This window comes from Chitinophaga sp. (assembly GCF_039596155.1).
GTDB lineage: Bacteria > Bacteroidota > Bacteroidia > Chitinophagales > Chitinophagaceae > Chitinophaga.
On record NZ_JBCNKF010000009.1, the window covers coordinates 25,992 to 44,791 of the forward strand.

Sequence of the window (18,800 nt, forward strand, 5' to 3'; positions counted from 1 at the left end):
TTATGATACACCTTTTATTCCTTCTTTTATTCACACCGGCACCTGTTGAACAGCTGGATCGTGGCCTCATCGCCATTCCGCAGTCTGCTACAGCGACTTTTCTGAGCTGGCGGCTACTGGCAACTGATCCATCCACGATCAGTTTCAATATCTACCGGCAGGCAGATGGTAAGCTGCAAAAGCTCTCCTCGCAATCTGTTACCAACTTTGTGGATAATCACGCGGATATTCACCATACCCAGACATACCTGGTCAAAGCTGTCATTGACGGCAAAGAAACCAATACGGCTACTTACACCATACCGGCAAATTCACCCATTCAGCAATATCTGACTATTCCCCTCAAAACACCGCCGGGCTATACTCCCAACGATGCCTCGGCTGCCGACCTGGATGGTGACGGGCAATACGAAATCATTCTTCATCAAACCGGGAGGAGCAAAGACAACTCACAATCCGGTATTACTGATCCTCCCATCTTTCAGGCATATAAGCTGGACGGTACTTTCCTCTGGCAGATCAACCTGGGGCGCAATATCCGGGAAGGTGCCCATTATACCCAATTCATGGTCTATGACCTGGACGGAGATGGGATGGCTGAATTTGCCTGCAAAACTGCCGACGGCACGATCGATGGGAAAGGAAAGGTGATAGGTGATAGTACCAAAGACTACAGGGACCTGGACCCGTCTTCCAAATCCTTTGGCAGAATTCTGCAGGGGCCGGAATATTTTACCATTTTCAGTGGTAAAACAGGGGAGGTGCTGGCAACTACCGATTATATACCGGGGCGTGGTGATATCGGTGGATGGGGTGGTTATGGGGGCAACGGTGGTACGGATCATTACGGCAACCGGGCAGACCGTTTCCTTGCCTGTGTTGCTTACCTCGATGGCAGGCATCCAAGTGTGGTGATGTGCAGAGGTTACTATGGTCGTATTGTATTGGCTGCCTGGGATTATCAGCATGGTAAACTCACTTCCAGGTGGGTATTTGATACGAAGGATGGTCGTAGTCCTTACGCTGGCATGGGAAACCATAACCTGAGCGTAGCTGATGTGGATAACGATGGTAAAGACGAGATCATTTACGGTTCGATGTGTGTAGACGATGATGGCAAAGGGCTTTATACGACCGGTCTGCGTCATGGCGACGCCCTGCACGTGGGGGACCTGGACCCTGATCGCCCGGGCCTGGAGGTCTTCGGTATTCATGAACTGGAAAACGGCGCCAAAGGAACCGGTGCTGCCCTCTTCGACGCCCGTACCGGCGAAATCCTGTTCCGGGGTGCGATCGATCAGGACGTAGGCAGAGGCGTTGCAGAGAATATTGACAGCAGCCGTCGGGGAGCCCAACTATGGTGGGCCGGCTCCGGGGGGTTGTTTGATGTAAAAGGGAACCGTATCGGCGAAGCACCCCGCTCTGCAAACTTTCTCATCTGGTGGGATGGAGATCTGAGTCGTGAATTGCTCGATGGTAATCATATTGACAAGTATGGAAGAGGAACTATTTTCACAGCAGAGGGATGTGTAGCCAACAACGGGACCAAGGCTACACCGGCACTGACAGCCGATCTGTTTGGAGACTGGAGAGAGGAACTGGTCATGAGAACGTCAGATAATCAATCGCTGCGAATTTATACCACGACCATACCTACAACCCACAGGATCATTACGTTAATGCAGGATCATCAGTATAGAATGAGCATTATATGGCAGAATGTGGGCTATAATCAGCCACCTCATACAGGGTTTTATCTTGGAAAGTTTTAATTTTGCATTGCAATAGAATGTGCAATGAATTTTTATACTAGAAAATGGGTAAAACCTGAGGATTTAAATGCTCACGGTTCCTTGTTCGGCGGTAGTTTATTATCCTGGATCGATGAAGAAGCCGCCATTTATGCCATCATCCAGTTAGGTACCAATCGTTGTGTGACCAAGTACATGTCCGAGATCAATTTCATTAGCTCTGCCAAACAGGGAGACATCCTGGAACTGGGGATTAAGGCAATTCATTTTGGGACGACTTCCCTGACACTTACCTGCGAAGCCCGCAATAAAATTACAAGGAAAAGCATCCTGACCATCGATAAGATGGTTTTCGTGAGTGTAGATGAAGATGGGAAGCCATGGCCGCATGGTAAGACAGAGATCACGTATACTGACGAGCGCCTGCGCGAATCCTGATCGCGTACTTTAGGTAATAAGTAGTGTTGTATCCTGTATTTTTACAGGATGTGTACGCAGTCTGTTCCAGATTTTAAGCTGGTGGAGCAGACCATTCCTTACTGCTATCGATCACCGGTCGCAGCAGCAGTTAGCCTACTCTGAAACACCGCATACTAAATGCTGAAAATACTTCCTCATAAGTATACCGGATAGGCTCATGCTTATCTGCCAGTGCTATCGCATATAGCATGGGAATATAATGATCTGTGGTCGGCACTGCTTTCAAAGCAATCTTTCCCAGATTATTGTAATAAAACAAACTCCCGAAATCCCGTTCGTCAATCCTGGCTTTTACCCACTCGTCAAACTCGATTGCCCACGAATAAGGCTTGCCGTTAGAAAACGCTCCTTTAAAAAAGCCTTTCTCCAGGTTATGCACAATGTTCCCACTCCCAATGATCAACACTCCCTTTTCCCTTAATGGCTTCAGGTACTGTGCCAATTTCCAGTGGTAATCCAGCCGCTGCGCTATAGGAATACTTAACTCCATTACAGGTACATCCATCTCAGGCGCCAGGTGCCTTAACACGGCAAATGCTCCATGGTCCATATCTGTACTTTCATCTACCGTTACCTGCGGCACTTGATCTTTAAATGCGGTAGCACCATATACACTATAGTAAGGGCAGTTGAAATGTCCGGGTACTTTGAGGTAAGAGGCTTCGGCCGTGAGGTAATGTGCCGAAATGACCAGGATGGCGCTTGGCTTACGGGGCAATTCTTTACCCATTTTTGCAAGGGCCTGCGTGAATGGATTATCCCGGAAAGCATTTTCCGGGTCGCCATGCCCTACAAAAAGCACGGGCATTTTCTCCGTTGGCTGCAGGAGTCCTGGCAGGTTCAGCGCCTTTTCTATCTGTGAAGAGTAAGGCAAAAATGGCAGCAGCGCTGCCATTTTTATAAATGATTTCCGATGCACTGTTCTATTATACTTTTGTCTGTTTGAGCTTTACCGGATGGTCACTCTTTGCACGCATTTTCAGATTCAGTAGTTCGATAAATACGGAGAACGCCATCGCAAAGTAAATATACCCCTTTGGAATATGTTGATCAAATGCTTCTGCCAGTAATGACACACCGATGAGTAATAAAAATGACAACGCCAGCATTTTCACAGTAGGATGTGTATTTACAAATTTGCTGATCCCTTCTGATGCCAGCAACATAATACCAACCGCAATAATTACAGCCGCGATCATAATCTCGATATGATCGGCCATACCTACGGCAGTGATCACAGAATCGAGTGAGAAGACAATATCCAGCAGCAGGATCTGGATGATCGTCTGTGTAAAGCCCGCTACTTTAGGTGTAGCACTTTCATGCTCGTTGCCTTCCAGTTTTTCGTGGATCTCTGAGGTGCTTTTGTAGATCAGAAAGAGCCCCCCAATTAGCAGGATCAGGTCTCTGCCCGAAATTTCCGCCATCTCCAGCCATTTGGGATTTTGCATGCCAATCCAGCGACCCGCATTGAAAAGGGGGGTAGTCAGTGACATAATCCAGCTAATAGACATCAATAAGCCAATTCTGATGAACATAGCCAGGGTCATCCCCAGCCTCCTGGCTTTTTGTTGTTTTTCGGCGGGCAACTTACCTGCAAGGATAGAGACAAATACAATGTTGTCTATACCCAGGACGATTTCGAGTACACTAAGGGTTAACAAGCTGATTAATGAATCAACTGTAAACAGATTTTCCATGACAATAGGTTTTATTTAGTTCGCAGGGGCAAGATAGTTCAGATTTCTCAATTAGCCGTTTACAGGACAATCCCTCTCAAAAAACGTATACCACTGCACCTGGTTCTCCGCCGAAAAGAATAACTTAGTATTGTAACCATTGTTAATTTATGAGTATAAAAGTAATCGCATTCGATGCAGATGATACGCTCTGGGTCAATGAACCCTACTTTCGTGAAACAGAGAACGAATTCTGCCAACTAATGGAAGCCTATCTACCCCAACACACCGTTGCCAGAGAACTATTGCAAACAGAGATCAAAAACCTCACCTTGTATGGCTATGGTATTAAAGGATTCATGCTCTCTATGATAGAAACTGCGCTCACAGTGAGCAATAATACTATCGATATTACTGCCGTGGAAAAGATCATTAATTATGGCAAGGCACTTTTAGCCCGGCCCATAGAGGTATTGGAGGGAGTAGAGGAAGTATTGCAATCACTAAAGGGGCATTACAGGCTGGTCGTAGCTACCAAGGGAGACCTGCTGGACCAGGAACGGAAACTGAAAAATTCCGGCCTGGATCATTACTTCCATCATGTGGAAGTAATGTCCGATAAACAGCCGAACGACTATAAAAAATTATTGAAACACCTCGACATCCAGCCTGCACAGTTCCTGATGATAGGAAATAGTTTGAAATCAGATGTACTGCCTGTATTGGATTTAGGGGGGAATGCTATTCATATCCCGTTTCATACCACCTGGGCACATGAACATGTGGATGTGCATATTGACAATCCGAACTTCAGACAGGTGGAACAGATCCTGGATGTACTACCGCTGTTTATTTCACCGCCCAGCGAAATTTCCTGACGCCAATGATGGTAAACACGGCGGCATAGAGCAGGCAGAGCATCAGTGCCTGGGTACTTGTAGTATCCCAGTGACCTGGTTGCATACCTGTGCTGATGATCGCTTTTACTGTACCGTAAGGCGACCACAGGGATACTTTTCTGAATTTGTCGCCCAGGGTACCCAGTTCGCCCAGCATACCTACCATGACAAATACAAAGTAGATCATCCTGGTGGCGCCATTCACCGACTCAGGGTTGGTAATAAGTCCGGTGATCAGTTGGCCGAGGCTTAGATAAACAGCTCCACTTATCAGTGCTGTAATGAAAGTGATAGCATAGCCCTGTGCAGAAATGGTGATGCCATCAAGATAGTAGCCGCCCAGGAAGATGAGTATTGTAAGTACAAAGATCATCATCAGCTGTACGAGCAGTTTACTCGTCATAATTAATCCGGGGTTAAAGGGGGCAACCCTGAGCCGCTGAAAAATACCTTTGTCCCTGTCGCGCGATACTGTGGCGGAGTAACCCATAAGGCCAATGGAGATGAGACCAATGGTCAGACAGGTACTCAATATGTAATAAGGGCCGATTTTGGCCAACGCATTTTTCCAGCAGAAGAGGATGAATACCGGGATAAGCAGGACCATAAAAACCGCTCTGCGGTTACGCCATTGAACGAGAAGATCTGCTTTGAAGAGTGCTTTGAATACATTTGTAGAAGAAGGTATCATACAATAAGGTTCTAATTTTTTAATTCCTGATCGCCCTTCCAGTCAGTGCAATAAACACATCTTCGAGCGTAATCTTTCCTTTCCGTGACACACCAATCACCTCCGGATCTTCCCTGTACTTTTCAATCAACCCCTCCGGTGTATCAATGGTCAGTATCCTGCCATGATCAATGATCGCCAACCTGTCACACACGGCCTCTGCCTCTTCCATACTATGCGTCGTCAACACCACGCCATTCCCTCGCTCCCTGATCGCCTCAATCTTTTCCCACAATACTCTCCTGGATTGTGGATCCAATCCGGTCGTCGGTTCATCCAGCAATACCAGTTTAGGATGATGAATTGTAGTAATCAGCAAACTTACCCTTTGCTGCTGCCCGCCAGATAGCTCGGATATCTTTTTCCGAAGCGGGATCTCTCCCAGTTGTTCCAGGGAAAGGGTAGGGTCCACCCCATACAACCCTGCATACAAATTAATAATTTCCTCCACGGTGAGCTCCGGCTGAAAACTGGTATGTTGCAATTGCACGCCCATATTTGCCTTTGCATACAATGGCTGTTGCCATATATCGTAGCCGGCTATCTTTACCTGCCCCGACTGTGGCTGCAACAAGCCCTCTATAGCACTGAGTGTACTGGTTTTGCCCGCACCATTAGGGCCCAATAAACCGAAAATTTCATAAGGTTTTACCTCGAACGAGACATCCTGCACGGCTTGCAGGTGTCCATACCTGACGTTAAGTCCGGATACGGTAAGGATACTATTTCCCATGATTGTGAATTATGAAACAAATATGATAATCTGCCGGCGACGTTGCAATCGGAATGAGGTCAATACCACTATTATTACCGGTGAAAATGGGGTTACTTTCGGTAAATGCGGAAGGAGTCAGCAGGTTTTTCGGGTATTTTTTATATTTTACCCCCTCACGTTATTCATGCATACTCAAGTCTCAACGAATGAAAATCAATTTCCTTGTGGGTTGTACCCTTGCCGTATTATCCATACTTCCGGCATCCGGTCACCCTGTTCCACACCAGGTTTCCTATCAGTCCCCCGTATACACACCTGTGCCGCTTGGCAGCATCAGGCCTGCCGGCTGGCTTCGGCATCAGCTCCTCATCATGCGGAACGGCTCGACAGGTCACCTGGACGAATACTATACTAAACTCAGGAATGACAACGGCTGGCTCGGCGGCAAAGGCGACGGCTGGGAAGAAACGCCTTACTGGCTGGACGGCGCGCTTCCACTTGCCTATCTTCTCGACGACAAAGGTCTGAAGGAAAAGGTACTCCGTTATGTAAACTGGACCCTCGATCACCAACGCCCCAGTGGGTACTTCGGTCCCATCACCGGTGCTGAGAGAGAAAAACATACCAGCGTTGAAGTAGCCAACGCCACCGACGGCGATGACTGGTGGCCAAAGATGGTCATGCTTAAGGTATTACAGCAATATTATTCCGCTACCGGCGATCAGCGTGTTATCAACTTCATGACCCGGTATTTCCAATACCAGCTGAAAGCCCTCGATATTGCTCCCATCGGTAAATGGACAGACTGGGCCGCCTCCAGAGGCGCAGATAACGTCATGATGGCCCAATGGCTCTATAGCATCACCAAAGATCCATCGCTCTTACAACTGGCAGACAAGATTGAACAACAATCCTTCCCCTGGACCCGCTGGATGGGTGGCCATGAATGGGTGATCAGTACAACCACCTACGCTCACATGGGCAACTGGATGAACCGTCATGGCGTGAATGTAGCCATGGCGCTTAAGTCGCCCGCTATCAACTACCAGCGTACCGGCGATCCGCAGGATCTACAGGCATTACAAACCGGCTGGCATGACCTGATGACCGTACATGGTTTGCCCATGGGCATCTTCAGTGGTGATGAAGACCTGAATGGCAATGAACCTACCCAGGGTATTGAATTGTGTGCTATTGTTGAAGCCATGTATTCCCTGGAAAACATCATCGCCATCACCGGCAATGTGCATTACATGGATGCACTGGAAAAGATGACCTTCAACGCACTGCCTACACAGACAACAGACGATTATAATAACAAGCAGTATTTCCAGGTAGCCAACCAGGTGCAGATCAGCAAAGGTGTATTCGATTTTTCGCTGCCTTTCAACCGCGAAATGTGCAACGTACTGGGAGCCAGAAGCGGTTATACCTGCTGCCTGGCGAACATGCACCAGGGCTGGACAAAATTCACCTCCCAACTCTGGTACAGTACACCAGGCAAAGGCCTGGCAGCACTATCCTATGCACCCAACACCATCACGACCCAGGTTGGCGCTGCGCAAACAGCCGTGACCATTCAGGAAACTACCACTTATCCGTTCAGTGATGAAATCAGCTTTACCATATCCCTGAAAAAAAACACCAGCTTCCCTTTGCAGTTACGCATTCCAGCCTGGTGTAAAGAAGCCACCATTCTCCTGAATGGGCAACCGCTTCGTAAGGATACCGGCAACCAGGTGATTACCATCAACCGTAGCTGGAACAACAATGACAAACTCGTATTGCAGTTGCCAATGGACATCACCACGACTGTATGGGGCAGGCACTCCCGTGCGATAGAAAGAGGTCCGCTGGTTTACGCCCTGAAGCTGAATGAGCGCTGGGAAAAAGCAACGGACGAAGTAGAAGGCGAATACTTTAGTGTTTATCCGGAAGGTAAATGGAACTATGCACTCATCAGAGATAATGTGGAAAAACCTGCCACTCACTTTAAAGCCGCCACGGTAAAACAGGTAGATGACCAGTTCGTATGGAACCTGGCACATGCGCCGGTTACCATCACAGTACCGGCTAAATCAATTCCTGCCTGGAAAGAGCTGAATGGCGTAGCTTTTCAGCCGCCAACTGACAGGGAAGGTCTTTACAAAGGAAAAGTAGATAATACCTTACAGGAAATCACCCTCGTGCCTTATGGTTGTACCAAAGTGCGCATCGTGGCTTTCCCCGTAGTACCATAGTATCACCTAAAAGCCAGAACTTTGCAACGTATTTTATTTTATCTCCTCTGTTGCCTGCCAGGTTTCCTGCACGCACAGCTCAAATGGTCCGGTAGCTGGATCACAAATACCACAGATACCACTATTACAAAGGCCCCTTTTTTCAGGAAGGTATTTCATACCGCTAAGCCATTGCAAAGTGCGGTGGTTTACGTATCCGGTGTAGGGTATCATGTGCTGTATGTAAATGGAAAACCTGTTACAGATGCCGTGCTGGAACAAGGTTATACCCGCTATGACAAAAGATTGCTGTACAACACGTATGACATTACATCGCTTTGGGCGAATGGAGACAACGTAGTGGCCGCAGAACTGGGCAACGGCTGGTATAATGTGCAATCCCATGCAGTATGGGAATTTCACAAAGCACCATGGCGTAATACGCCCCGCATGCTGATCAACATACTGCTGACCTACAAAGATGGTAGCACAGAAACGCTCGTTACGGACCGCAGCTGGAAATGTGCCACTGGCCCCAGCCAGTACAATAACCTGTATACAGGCGAAATATACGATGCCAGGGCGGAGCTGCCGGGGTGGAACAAGCCGGGTTACAACGACGCCAGCTGGCAAACGGCCCTCGAAACTAATTCTCCCGGCGGCATACTGGTACCACAGGAAATGCCTTCTATTAAGATCATCAGGCGTATCAAACCGGTGAGCGTAAAACAGGTAGATAAAGGAGAATATCTTTTCGATATGGGCCAGAACTTTGCCGGCGTGGTTACCTTAAAAGTAAAAGGTGCAGCGGGTACCAAAGTAACCCTCTCCTACAGAGAGGTGCTGAAAAACGGGAAGATCGATCTCGCACATAATACAGAGCATATGCGCAGCTGGCCAGGGGAACTGCCTTTTCAGACAGATGTATATATCCTGAAAGGAAATGGTGTCGAAACCTTCACACCACAGTTTACTTATCACGGTTTCCAGTATGTATCTGTAAAAACAGATGGGAATATAAAGCTGGACAAGGCATCGCTGGAAGGGCTGTTTTACAGCACCGACTTTAAAGAAGCCGGGCATTTCACCAGTTCCGATCCTATGATCAATAAGCTGTACGAGGCTGCCCGCCAATCTTACAGAAGCAACTTCCTGAGCATCCCCACAGATTGCCCACAGCGTGAAAAGAACGGCTGGACAGCAGATGCCCATATCTCCGCCGAAATCGGGCTGTGGAATTATAAATCAGCACCGGGGTATCGCAAATGGCTGGATGATATCAGGGATGCCCAGACAGCAGATGGCTCCATCCCGGGTATTGTTCCCTCCAATGGCTGGGGCTATGACCGGAAGGACTTTACCTTTGGTCCCGCATGGGGAAGTGCCTTGCCTGTCATCACCTGGTATCTCTACCTTTATGAAGGAGATACGGCCGCTGTAAGAGAGAACTACGACGCGATTAAAAAGTATACAGACCTGCTGACTAATACTTCAGAGCACTATATTTTCAAAATGGGTCTGGGTGACTGGATGTCATTGGTAGAAACACCAGTACCTTTTACATCAACTGCATGTTATTACACAGATGCCGTGTTAGTGTCCAAAATGGCACGTATCCTGGGCAAGGATGCAGATGCTGCCACTTACGCAGCACTGGCAGAGAAGATCAGTGCTGCATTTAACAGGGAGTACTATAATACACAGACTATGCAATACAACGTCACGACAGCTACAGCGCTGAGTACGACAGTGTATCATCAGTTGGTTCCTGCACCCGCGCTAACGAGAACGGTAGATCAGCTGGCGCAGAAAATTAAAGACAATCATTATCACGCTGATTTTGGAGTACTCGGTACCAAGTATGTATTGCCTTCTCTCAGTGATAACGGGCATGTAGAACTGGCTATGAAGATGCTGACAGATACAGGTTATGCCGGTTGGGCACACTGGATTGCGAATGGGGCTACGTCGCTGTTCGAGGACTGGCCGGGTGAATTATCCCACAATCATATCTTCTTTGGAGATTACTGTGCGTGGTTCTATAAAACGTTGGCTGGCATTCGTCCGGACGAAGCGGCACCAGGTTTTAAGCATTTCTTTATTCAGCCTTCATTTGTATCTCAGCTTACATTTGCCAAAGCGGATTACGAGTGTAGATATGGTAAGATTGTTTCTTCCTGGAAGCGGGTTGGCAAACAGGTGATACTGGAAGTGGAAGTGCCTGCCCACACAACTGCCACCCTGCGGCTGCCGGGCAGGGAAGATAAAACGTTGCAGGCAGGAAAGCATAAGCTGACTATATAAAGTATCTGCAAAAAAGAAGTGGTTGTTATAAAATAACCCGGTTAAATTGTGACAACCGCTTCTTTAAATTGCCTTTCATTTAAATAAGTGTGAATAAAAGAACAGGTCTGGCTTCTTTCCCTCACTGATGGTCAGGTATCCTTTATTGTCGACACTGATTGTTATTCCTTCTCCCTGTTTCTCCGGTACATAAGGCAATAACGTTGCCGGCCGGGCCATTGTCACTTCAATTGGTTCATTTCCTTTACGACGCCAGTAGTAAATATGTGTTTTGTCTTTGATCACAATATGTTCTCCATTCTGGGAAATATCTCCTGCTGTGATCCATGTATAGGGTAACGTCAGTACCTTTTCGAGCGTGACCTGCTGCTGATCCGTAAAGTTGAAATATTGAGCGGGCACCTTGTACAGGTTCACCTGTTTTTCCCGTTTGCTTACCACGTAAATGCACTTCCCGATCGGATCGATCATCAGCGATTCAGCATCTCTGGGCCCATCAGGATACTTTATAAAGAGCGCATCGGCATGAACCGTCGTTTTCTCATCAGGTACCGTTAACGGGGCTGCAAATCGGTAGATCTGCATGGCTATTTTCAGTTTCAGGTTATTCCCGATATCCCCAACATATACATAATGTTTTCCCCCGGGACCGATATTCTCTGCAATATCCTCCCAGTCCCTGTTTACGGAGCCTTTCAGTTTTACGCTGCTCACCAGCTTCCCTTTGCTATCCAGCAGGTATACCTCGTTCTTTCCTCCACTGTCGTTGTGTGTCCAATAGTATCCCGGCAGGGTAGCACTGGCTGCCAGACCAGAGGCTTCATCTATTTTGTCAGATTTCACTTTGCCTAACACCGCTGGTGTCTGGGCCATCACTGGCAGATTTAGCAGCAATAAAATCGGTAGCATTCTCATACTACGATACTACGATTATTTTCTGTCATACAGGGATGTATGCGGCACGTTCACTGCTTGTAATGAGAGATATAATTAAGATGAAGTCTTAACAGTACCTGGCAGACTACCATATTGCTATTTCCGGTCGTCCTCATTTAATGGGGGTGCCCGGATTTTTTTTCTATTTTTAGTCCTCTCAAAAATAGAACGTTATGCAACTAAACAGGCTGCTACTGGGCATGGCATTACTGACCGCCCCATTTGCACGAGGACAGAGTACGAATAGCAATGTCAACTATGTAGATCCCACGATTGGTAGTGTGGGAATCATACTGGAGCCAACCCGACCTACCGTACACCTGCCCAATAGTATGGTAAGGGTATTTCCCATCCGCAAAGATCAGCTGGATGATCGCATTTACAATTTCCCGCTCACGATCGCTTCGCACAGGCAGGAAAGTCTGTTTGGCCTGATGCCGGTGTCTGGCGACGATTATTTTGCGCCAAGGGTGTGGGACAGGGAGCGGACGACCCCTTACTACTATAGCACTTTCCTGGACGATGCAGACCAGGTAGAGTTCGCACCTGCAGCACGCAGCGGGTATTTTAAATTTCATTTTCAGGGAAAGGAGAAGCATTATCTCCGTTTACAGCCTTTGAATGGTAAAGGTACAGTAACAACCACCGGCAAACAGGTTATCACCGGTGTAGAAGAATTCCACGGCATGGCAGCTTACTTTTATGCAGAGCTGAGCACACCAATAGTGGGTGTGCAAACTTTAGATAAAGAAGGTCAAAAGATATTACTGGCAGAAGTGCCGGCAGAAACCGGGGTGAAATATGGGGTGTCTTTTGTAAGTATTGAGCAGGCAAAAGTGAACCTGCAAAAGGAGATTCCTGACTGGAATTTTGATGCTGTAAAAGACAAGGCATTTAAAGCATGGGATAAAGTACTGGGTCAGATTAATGTAAAAGGTGGTACGCCTGCACAGAAACGGGTGTTTTATACTTCGCTGTACCGTACTTATGAGCGTATGATCAATATCAACGAGTATGGGAAATACTACAGTGCATACGACCATAAGGTACATACCTCAGATAAGCCGTTTTACGCGGATAACTGGTTGTGGGACACCTATATTGCCCTGGAACCATTACAGACGCTTTTACATCCTGCTACAGCGGCTGATAAAATCAATTCATACATCCAGATGTATGAGCAGAGTGGCTGGATGCCTTCTTTCGCAGTCGTAACCGGCGATATGCCATGTATGACGGGCAATCATGCGGCAGCATGGATGGCGGATGCCTGGTTTAAGGGCGTGCGCAATTTTGATGTGGCCAAAGCCTATGAAGGGCTGAAAAAGAATGCTTTGGAGGCCACCTTATTACCCTGGCGGAATGGTCCGGGTACAGTACTCGACGCCTTTTACAATACACATGGGTATATGCCAGCCCTGAGACCCGGAGAAAAAGAATGGGTGAGTGAAGTGCATGATTTTGAGCGTAGGCAGTCGGTAGCAGTCACCCTGGAAAACAGCTTTGATGACTGGTGTATTGCACAGCTGGCGGTGCCGGCGGGTAAGAAAGAAGATGTACCATTGTTCCTGAAGCGTGCGGCTAATTACAGGAACGTATTCCGGGCAGAGAAAGGTTTTATGTGGCCAAAGGACTCAGCCGGTAACTGGATAGAACCATTTGACCCTAAATTCTCAGGTGGTCAGGGTGGTCGTGATTATTTCACCGAAAACAATGCTTATACCTACAATTGGGATGTAAAGCACGACCTGACGGGATTATTTAGCCTGATGGGTGGCCGTGCAGGCGCCGAGGCGACCCTGGATCAACTGTTTCGTGAAGGACTGGGAAGAAGCAAGTACCAGTTATGGTATACATTCCCTGATGCAACGGGGCTGGTAGGACAGTTTGTGATGGGAAATGAGCCCAGTTTTCACATCCCTTACCTTTATAACTACCTGGGAGCACCCTGGAAAACACAAAAGCGTATCAGGATGCTGATGGACACCTGGTATACGGATAACCTGTTTGGTATTCCGGGTGATGAAGATGGAGGAGGTATGACGGCGTTTGTGGTGTTTTCTATGATGGGATTCTGTCCTGTAACGCCGGGGATACCTCAGTATAATATCGGTAGCCCGGTGTTTACACAGGTAACGATACAGTTGGAGAATGGAAAGGTATTTACAGTAAATGCGCCTAAGAGTTCCGGCGAGAATAAGTATATACAGCAGGCGAAGTTGAATGGCCAGGTCCTGAATAAGCCTTGGTTCACGCATGCAGAGTTGTGGAAAGGCGGTGTGCTGGATCTGGACATGGGAGCGGCACCAAATAAGCAGTGGGGAAGTGGCGAACAGGCTGCTCCGCCTTCTTCAATCAATTATAAATCAGGCGAATAGCGATAATTTTAAACATTTTGAAGGCTGGCCCGGATGGCTGGCCTTCTTTTTTATATCTACTCAGATCTTCTTATTAATCTTCTACAGGTCTTCCAGGATCAGTTTGCCCAATTCCTTGATAGCATCTTCATTTCTTTTGTAATATGTCCATTGTCCCTGCCGGGTCACGGTTAATAGCCCTGTTCGCTGCAAAAGTGACAAATACTCAGAGGCAGTAGATTGCGTTACCCCCATTTTAAGCTGGATTTGTCCTACACATACGCCATTTTCGCAGCAGCCTTCTGCCGGGAAATTCTTAGTCGGGTCTTTCAGCCACTGTAATATCTGAAGCCTTGCTTTGTTGGATAATGCTTTGAAAACTTCCACGTGTTCCATACTGCAAAGGTATCGGAAAATAGCGATTTTATCATACTGTCGTATCAATTCAGCAAATAAGAAGAACTTTACTACAGATCAGTTAAACCTTACCCCATGCACTTTAGACTTGCAGTAACCCCCGTAGAGAATATCCGGATCAGAGAGGTAATACCCCTAAAATATTGTCAGTTTGTTAAACGCTTCGCAAAACCCTATTTGCATAAGTCCAATTATGTGAATATGCTCTACCAGGAGCGAAACATGGACGGATTTGCCATGTTGAGGGTTGTATTTTACATCAAGCAGCCTTGTCTGGTAATTGTGTCGGAAGATTCGCCCAGGACTGTCATCCAGGAGATAGTAAGTGGGCACATGGAATTACTTTTCAAGGGACAGCAGCCTTTATTGCTGCAACCAGGAGGATATGATATTTTGCAACTTAGTACTGACGAGTACGCTCTCGTATTACAGCCTGGCATTTGTGAAATGCTACGCTTCGAATTTGAAGAGTCGGTTATGAAAACGGTCAGTAAAACAGCCACTGTTAAACAGTGGCTGGATAAACTGAGGGCTGGTAAATCTGCTTTTTACAGTCACCGGCCAATCGATGAAAAGTTGCAAAGCCTGCAGGCAGAAATGCAGTATTGTCGTGCCTTTACCGAAGAGGAGCAGGAATGGTTCAATGAGAAACTGGACGAGGTATTTGAAAGGGTGACAGAGCAGGGCGTGCTGAGATAATCCGATTAACCAGGTGTATGACGATAGTTCCTGACTATCAATGACAAAATAACCCATTTGTCACCGTAAAATAGGATTGCCCTATTCATATTGTTACCCCTTCTTAGAATTTTACATCCTTTCCTTTAATATTTGCAATTTTTCTATGTGCATAGGTATGACCTTTGGTGTATTAAAACACAAAACAAAGGAAATATGAAAACGCTCACAGGGAAAATAATCTTAGTAACAGGTGCATCAAGAGGTATTGGCGCAGCGGTCGCGCATAAGCTGGCTGCCGAAGGGGCTACCGTGGTTGTTAATTTTGCAGGTAATAAAGAGGCGGCAGATAATACGGTTGCGGCTATAAAAGCGCTGGGTGCAGAAGCCATGGCAGTGCAGGCGGACGTAAGTAAGTCTGACGAAGTGAAAAAAATGTTCGATACAGTGATCGCACAATACGGAAGGATAGATGTATTGGTGAATAATGCGGGTATCCTGTTGTATAAGTTGATTAAAGACACTACTGATGAAGACTTTGACAGGCAGTTTGCAATAAATGTCAAAGGTACTTTCAATACGATGCGTGAAGCTGCTACAAGGCTTGCTGATAACGGTACGATTATCAATTTTTCTTCTTCTACTACACGGTTGTTACTGCCTACGTATGGGCCTTATGTGGCTACCAAGGGAGCGGTGGAGCAGATGACGCGTGTGTTTGCAAAAGAGGTAGGTCCAAGAGGGATTAATGTGAATGTAGTGTCTCCGGGACCAACGAATACGGAGTTGTTTTTGAATGGAAAAACCCAGGAAGCGTTGGATAGATTAGCTGGTCTGTCAGCTTTTAACAGGATAGGAGAGCCGGAGGATATAGCGAAGGTGGTGGCGTTTTTGGTGAGTGATGATGCGAAGTGGATCAGTGGGCAGAATATTGGTGCGAACGGAGGGATGGCGTAATTAATCAGGGGTTAATGCGCACGTATAAGTGGATCATTTAAGCGGCGGTAGACCAGTTATCGGATTCTGTTCGTGGGAGGAAGAACCCTTTTATACAGTTTGGATTACGAACGCATACCTGGATGTGGGTTTGGTCGTAAAATCCGGCGTCTTCGTAGATAGGGTTGCCTTCTATGAAAACGCAACGGACTGTATCGTAGGGAATTTCTCCCATATCTATCATTTGTCTATGTAATGCTTCAATGACAGCGCAATCTAATCCTCTTAAGATTTTATTGTGAGGACTGGGTGCTCCCGATACAGACTTGTTTTTTGGTAAAGGTGTATTCACTTTATTTAATGATTCGATTAAATTGAGATAGGATGACCTGACTTGCCCAATATAAAACTGATCAGTTAAATCAAGACAATTACCAAGACTAAAAACTGCTCCCAATACGGCCGGAGATGCAATTTTATTTTTACCCGGACGATTTTTGGCAAAGTTCATTGCCCGTGCATAGTTATTTTGCCAAAAGTACATTCCCCATCCAAGCCAGTCGTAGTTGTTATGACTGGCTTTCAACATCATCTGACCAGTAATTATTTGATCTCTAATGGACTGATCACAGCCATGGAAACCTAATATCAATCCATGGTCAGATGAATAAATGATACCTGAATTATTCATACGCTTGAGTTTAGAATTAAGAATTGTTTCTTTTATAACCATACTTGGCATCTGCGATTCTCCAGTCTTCCTCTGTCATTTGGCTCGCAAGTTCTTCCAGCCCTAATTCTTTAATGTATCGCTTCCTGTATTCGGGATCGTTTTTAATAAGTTCCCGTTGTTTTTCCAACATTGACATAATTCTTCTATGCTGTGCATAACCTCCATACATAACATGATGTTTTTAAACGTGAAAAAGAAAAATTGAACACAACAAAAATAACTTTTTTAATCTTAAAAAAACAAATAAAACCAGCCACAGTATTGTGTTTTGTCATTCTGATACCCTCATGATCAAAACAAAAAAAGCTCGTCCGGAGACGAGCTTTCAGTAAGCCAGGGCAACAAGCATAAGGGTACGTTTTTTTACTTAAAAAGAGTAGAAGTAACCCATTATAACGACACCTTCACTTCACTATTTTCTATTTCAGGTCAACAGCTAAATTGCCAGCGCCTTTATATGTTCCACAGCATCCTCTCCCTTCTCCATCGCCGCCAGGATCTCGAACACCTTATCACTCCATCCTGCTATCAGGTATACACCATCCTCTTTTACATCCACCGGCATCTTTCCATAACCTGCCAAATCGAATAGATATAATTTCGCATCTGGCACCATATATCTATACCTCTTCCACTGCTCTGCCAGCGTATTCTTATCACACTGATTCTTCGTAGTACTATCCCACATCTGACAATCGGTAAACATCATCACCTTATCAGCAACAATGCCACGCTTTATCAGATCTGCCAACACCAGATAACCATTGGTACTATACCCGACTTCTCCTTCCCTCTGATAGAACGCATCTACATTCGCCAGTACGTTTTTCTTCGGCAAATCAACTACCTTCCACTTATCGCCAAACATTCCTGTGACCACATTTCCACAACGATGCTGCAGCAACATACCCAGCAATAACCCAATATCATAATACTTCACCACACTTCTTGCAGATATCGGTTGCTGCATAGACCCGGACACATCACAAGCGATCACCACCCGCGTCTCCGTATCAAATCCTTTCAGATGCTGTACAGAAATGCTGATGGCCGTCTCCAGCGCCTCCAGCACATCTTTTGTTCTCGTATGCTTCACCTTTGATAGCTCACGGTAAGCCGATAAAAATCTGAAAGGCAATTGCTTCGATTTTAACACTGCTTTTTCATCACACAGCTGTGCACATACTTTATCAATAATCCTGTTATCTACTTCCGCCTGTAATATGTTACGCAGATTACGGATCAGCGCCATATAACCCAGCATGTCAGATGCTACCAATTGTTCCCACGCATAGCGAAAAGCCTTTTGCTTTTCGCCGGCGTCGGAATACTTCGCCTGACCGGTAGCAGTCAGGGTCGTTTCCCAGGTATAGGGAATCTGTAGTTCATCCTGGGCAATCTTATCGAACAGTATCTGCTGATCATCATCCTTGGGTTTTGGATGAACGATAAACAAGGCATCTTTTAAAGTCACTGCTGCTGCGCGGTTATATTTTGCAAACTGGTATTCATCGAACTTATTAAAAGCCAATGACAGTCCTTTTTGAATTTGCTTACTCAGGCGATGTAATTGCTTGGTCTCCCTGCGTTGATTTGACTGGGCATACAATCCCAGCAGCTCAGTAATTTCATCTGCGCGCTGCACAATTCTGTTCACCATACTGCTCACCAGTCTATTGCCTGTATGTACCTTTGCCAGTTCGACAGCCAACACCAGCGGAATACTACGCAGGTACATCTTTTCACGGGTATATACTGCCAGCCGTGCTACGAACTGCGGATCATTCTTCTTGATCAGCGCGCGTATACGTTCCAGCCGGTCTGCACTCCCTTCATAAAACTGGTCATGTAAAGAGGCTGTAACTACAGCACTATACAGTTCCAGTTCCGGTGTCAGCGTATATGCCTTTGCACCTTCGTAGTTCACAGTGTTGGATACGTCCTTCTTTTTAGTATTGAATCTCAT

General features: G+C 46.4%; 17 protein-coding genes. 8 read left to right on the forward strand and 9 right to left on the reverse strand.

Features of this window, described 5'->3' with window-relative positions; translation table 11 throughout:
* Window positions 1–2 precede the first annotated feature (2 nt).
* Complete coding sequence (locus tag ABDW33_RS10880; protein ID WP_343690090.1) at window positions 3–1,772, forward strand: rhamnogalacturonan lyase; 1,770 nt, start codon at window positions 3–5, stop codon at window positions 1,770–1,772.
* A gap of 24 nt (window positions 1,773–1,796) precedes the next feature.
* Entirely contained in the window at window positions 1,797–2,189 is a 393-nt protein-coding gene (locus tag ABDW33_RS10885) for an acyl-CoA thioesterase (RefSeq protein WP_343690091.1), read from the forward strand.
* Window positions 2,190–2,319: 130 nt separating this feature from the next.
* Here the strand turns inward: ABDW33_RS10885 and ABDW33_RS10890 are convergent, their stop codons facing one another.
* Window positions 2,320–3,126: a class III extradiol ring-cleavage dioxygenase gene (locus ABDW33_RS10890; RefSeq protein WP_343690092.1), complete on the reverse strand. Its 807-nt coding sequence runs from the start codon at window positions 3,124–3,126 to the stop codon at window positions 2,320–2,322.
* A gap of 31 nt (window positions 3,127–3,157) precedes the next feature.
* Window positions 3,158–3,931: a TerC family protein gene (locus ABDW33_RS10895; RefSeq protein WP_343690093.1), complete on the reverse strand. Its 774-nt coding sequence runs from the start codon at window positions 3,929–3,931 to the stop codon at window positions 3,158–3,160.
* A 149-nt stretch (window positions 3,932–4,080) separates the two neighbouring features.
* Between ABDW33_RS10895 and ABDW33_RS10900 the strand changes: the two genes are divergently transcribed.
* Window positions 4,081–4,788, forward strand: coding sequence for an HAD family hydrolase (locus ABDW33_RS10900; protein WP_343690094.1), 708 nt, complete (start codon window positions 4,081–4,083; stop codon window positions 4,786–4,788).
* Here ABDW33_RS10900 and ABDW33_RS10905 read toward each other — a convergent pair.
* A complete protein-coding gene (locus ABDW33_RS10905) occupies window positions 4,760–5,500 on the reverse strand; it encodes an ABC transporter permease (RefSeq protein ID WP_343690095.1) in 741 nt (246 codons plus the stop codon). The two genes, ABDW33_RS10900 and ABDW33_RS10905, sit on opposite strands and share 29 nt — an antisense overlap.
* A 19-nt stretch (window positions 5,501–5,519) precedes the next feature.
* On the reverse strand, window positions 5,520–6,272 hold the full coding sequence (locus ABDW33_RS10910) for an ABC transporter ATP-binding protein (protein ID WP_343690096.1): 753 nt from the start codon (window positions 6,270–6,272) through the stop codon (window positions 5,520–5,522).
* 188 nt (window positions 6,273–6,460) lie between these two features.
* Here ABDW33_RS10910 and ABDW33_RS10915 point away from each other — a divergent pair, with 188 nt between their 5' ends.
* Entirely contained in the window at window positions 6,461–8,494 is a 2,034-nt protein-coding gene (locus tag ABDW33_RS10915) for a beta-L-arabinofuranosidase domain-containing protein (protein WP_343690097.1), read from the forward strand.
* A gap of 21 nt (window positions 8,495–8,515) precedes the next feature.
* Window positions 8,516–10,777, forward strand: coding sequence for a family 78 glycoside hydrolase catalytic domain (locus ABDW33_RS10920; protein ID WP_343690098.1), 2,262 nt, complete (start codon window positions 8,516–8,518; stop codon window positions 10,775–10,777).
* 75 nt (window positions 10,778–10,852) lie between these two features.
* Here ABDW33_RS10920 and ABDW33_RS10925 read toward each other — a convergent pair whose 3' ends face one another.
* The gene (locus tag ABDW33_RS10925; RefSeq protein WP_343690099.1) at window positions 10,853–11,650 is read right to left on the reverse strand and encodes a hypothetical protein; all 798 of its coding nucleotides are present in this window, start codon (window positions 11,648–11,650) and stop codon (window positions 10,853–10,855) included.
* A gap of 236 nt (window positions 11,651–11,886) precedes the next feature.
* Here ABDW33_RS10925 and ABDW33_RS10930 point away from each other — a divergent pair, with 236 nt between their 5' ends.
* On the forward strand, window positions 11,887–14,091 hold the full coding sequence (locus tag ABDW33_RS10930; protein ID WP_343690100.1) for a GH92 family glycosyl hydrolase: 2,205 nt from the start codon (window positions 11,887–11,889) through the stop codon (window positions 14,089–14,091).
* Window positions 14,092–14,172: 81 nt separating this feature from the next.
* Here ABDW33_RS10930 and ABDW33_RS10935 read toward each other — a convergent pair whose 3' ends face one another.
* Window positions 14,173–14,466, reverse strand: a complete 294-nt coding sequence (locus ABDW33_RS10935; protein WP_343690101.1) for a helix-turn-helix transcriptional regulator — start codon at window positions 14,464–14,466, stop codon at window positions 14,173–14,175.
* A 96-nt stretch (window positions 14,467–14,562) separates the two neighbouring features.
* On the opposite strand from ABDW33_RS10935, the gene ABDW33_RS10940 reads away from it, so the two are divergent.
* Together ABDW33_RS10940 and ABDW33_RS10945 are read left to right on the forward strand one after the other, a co-directional pair.
* Window positions 14,563–15,186, forward strand: a complete 624-nt coding sequence (locus tag ABDW33_RS10940; protein WP_343690102.1) for a hypothetical protein — start codon at window positions 14,563–14,565, stop codon at window positions 15,184–15,186.
* Between the two features lie 195 nt (window positions 15,187–15,381).
* Window positions 15,382–16,122: an SDR family oxidoreductase gene (locus tag ABDW33_RS10945; RefSeq protein ID WP_343690103.1), complete on the forward strand. Its 741-nt coding sequence runs from the start codon at window positions 15,382–15,384 to the stop codon at window positions 16,120–16,122.
* A 37-nt stretch (window positions 16,123–16,159) separates the two neighbouring features.
* Here ABDW33_RS10945 and ABDW33_RS10950 read toward each other — a convergent pair whose 3' ends face one another.
* The 3 genes from ABDW33_RS10950 to ABDW33_RS10960 form a co-directional block, all read right to left on the reverse strand.
* Entirely contained in the window at window positions 16,160–16,792 is a 633-nt protein-coding gene (locus ABDW33_RS10950) for a hypothetical protein (RefSeq protein WP_343690104.1), read from the reverse strand.
* A 16-nt stretch (window positions 16,793–16,808) separates the two neighbouring features.
* Window positions 16,809–17,003, reverse strand: a complete 195-nt coding sequence (locus tag ABDW33_RS10955; RefSeq protein WP_343690105.1) for a hypothetical protein — start codon at window positions 17,001–17,003, stop codon at window positions 16,809–16,811.
* 267 nt (window positions 17,004–17,270) lie between these two features.
* Window positions 17,271–18,800: a TROVE domain-containing protein gene (locus ABDW33_RS10960; RefSeq protein ID WP_343690106.1), complete on the reverse strand. Its 1,530-nt coding sequence runs from the start codon at window positions 18,798–18,800 to the stop codon at window positions 17,271–17,273.

Excerpts from the sequence above, each read along its gene's own strand:
- ABDW33_RS10905 (WP_343690095.1), bottom strand. The coding sequence starts at position 5,500 with ATGATACCTTCTTCTACAAATGTATTCAAAGCACTCTTCAAAGCAGAT.
- ABDW33_RS10930 (WP_343690100.1), top strand. The coding sequence starts at position 11,887 with ATGCAACTAAACAGGCTGCTACTGGGCATGGCATTACTGACCGCCCCA.
- ABDW33_RS10945 (WP_343690103.1), top strand. The coding sequence starts at position 15,382 with ATGAAAACGCTCACAGGGAAAATAATCTTAGTAACAGGTGCATCAAGA.
- ABDW33_RS10895 (WP_343690093.1), bottom strand. The coding sequence starts at position 3,931 with ATGGAAAATCTGTTTACAGTTGATTCATTAATCAGCTTGTTAACCCTT.
- ABDW33_RS10900 (WP_343690094.1), top strand. The coding sequence starts at position 4,081 with ATGAGTATAAAAGTAATCGCATTCGATGCAGATGATACGCTCTGGGTC.
- ABDW33_RS10950 (WP_343690104.1), bottom strand. The coding sequence starts at position 16,792 with ATGAATAATTCAGGTATCATTTATTCATCTGACCATGGATTGATATTA.
- ABDW33_RS10925 (WP_343690099.1), bottom strand. The coding sequence starts at position 11,650 with ATGGCCCAGACACCAGCGGTGTTAGGCAAAGTGAAATCTGACAAAATA.
- ABDW33_RS10955 (WP_343690105.1), bottom strand. The coding sequence starts at position 17,003 with ATGTATGGAGGTTATGCACAGCATAGAAGAATTATGTCAATGTTGGAA.
- ABDW33_RS10880 (WP_343690090.1), top strand. The coding sequence starts at position 3 with ATGATACACCTTTTATTCCTTCTTTTATTCACACCGGCACCTGTTGAA.
- ABDW33_RS10935 (WP_343690101.1), bottom strand. The coding sequence starts at position 14,466 with ATGGAACACGTGGAAGTTTTCAAAGCATTATCCAACAAAGCAAGGCTT.
- ABDW33_RS10890 (WP_343690092.1), bottom strand. The coding sequence starts at position 3,126 with ATGGCAGCGCTGCTGCCATTTTTGCCTTACTCTTCACAGATAGAAAAG.
- ABDW33_RS10915 (WP_343690097.1), top strand. The coding sequence starts at position 6,461 with ATGAAAATCAATTTCCTTGTGGGTTGTACCCTTGCCGTATTATCCATA.
- ABDW33_RS10910 (WP_343690096.1), bottom strand. The coding sequence starts at position 6,272 with ATGGGAAATAGTATCCTTACCGTATCCGGACTTAACGTCAGGTATGGA.
- ABDW33_RS10960 (WP_343690106.1), bottom strand. The coding sequence starts at position 18,800 with ATGAGATTCAATACTAAAAAGAAGGACGTATCCAACACTGTGAACTAC.
- ABDW33_RS10885 (WP_343690091.1), top strand. The coding sequence starts at position 1,797 with ATGAATTTTTATACTAGAAAATGGGTAAAACCTGAGGATTTAAATGCT.
- ABDW33_RS10940 (WP_343690102.1), top strand. The coding sequence starts at position 14,563 with ATGCACTTTAGACTTGCAGTAACCCCCGTAGAGAATATCCGGATCAGA.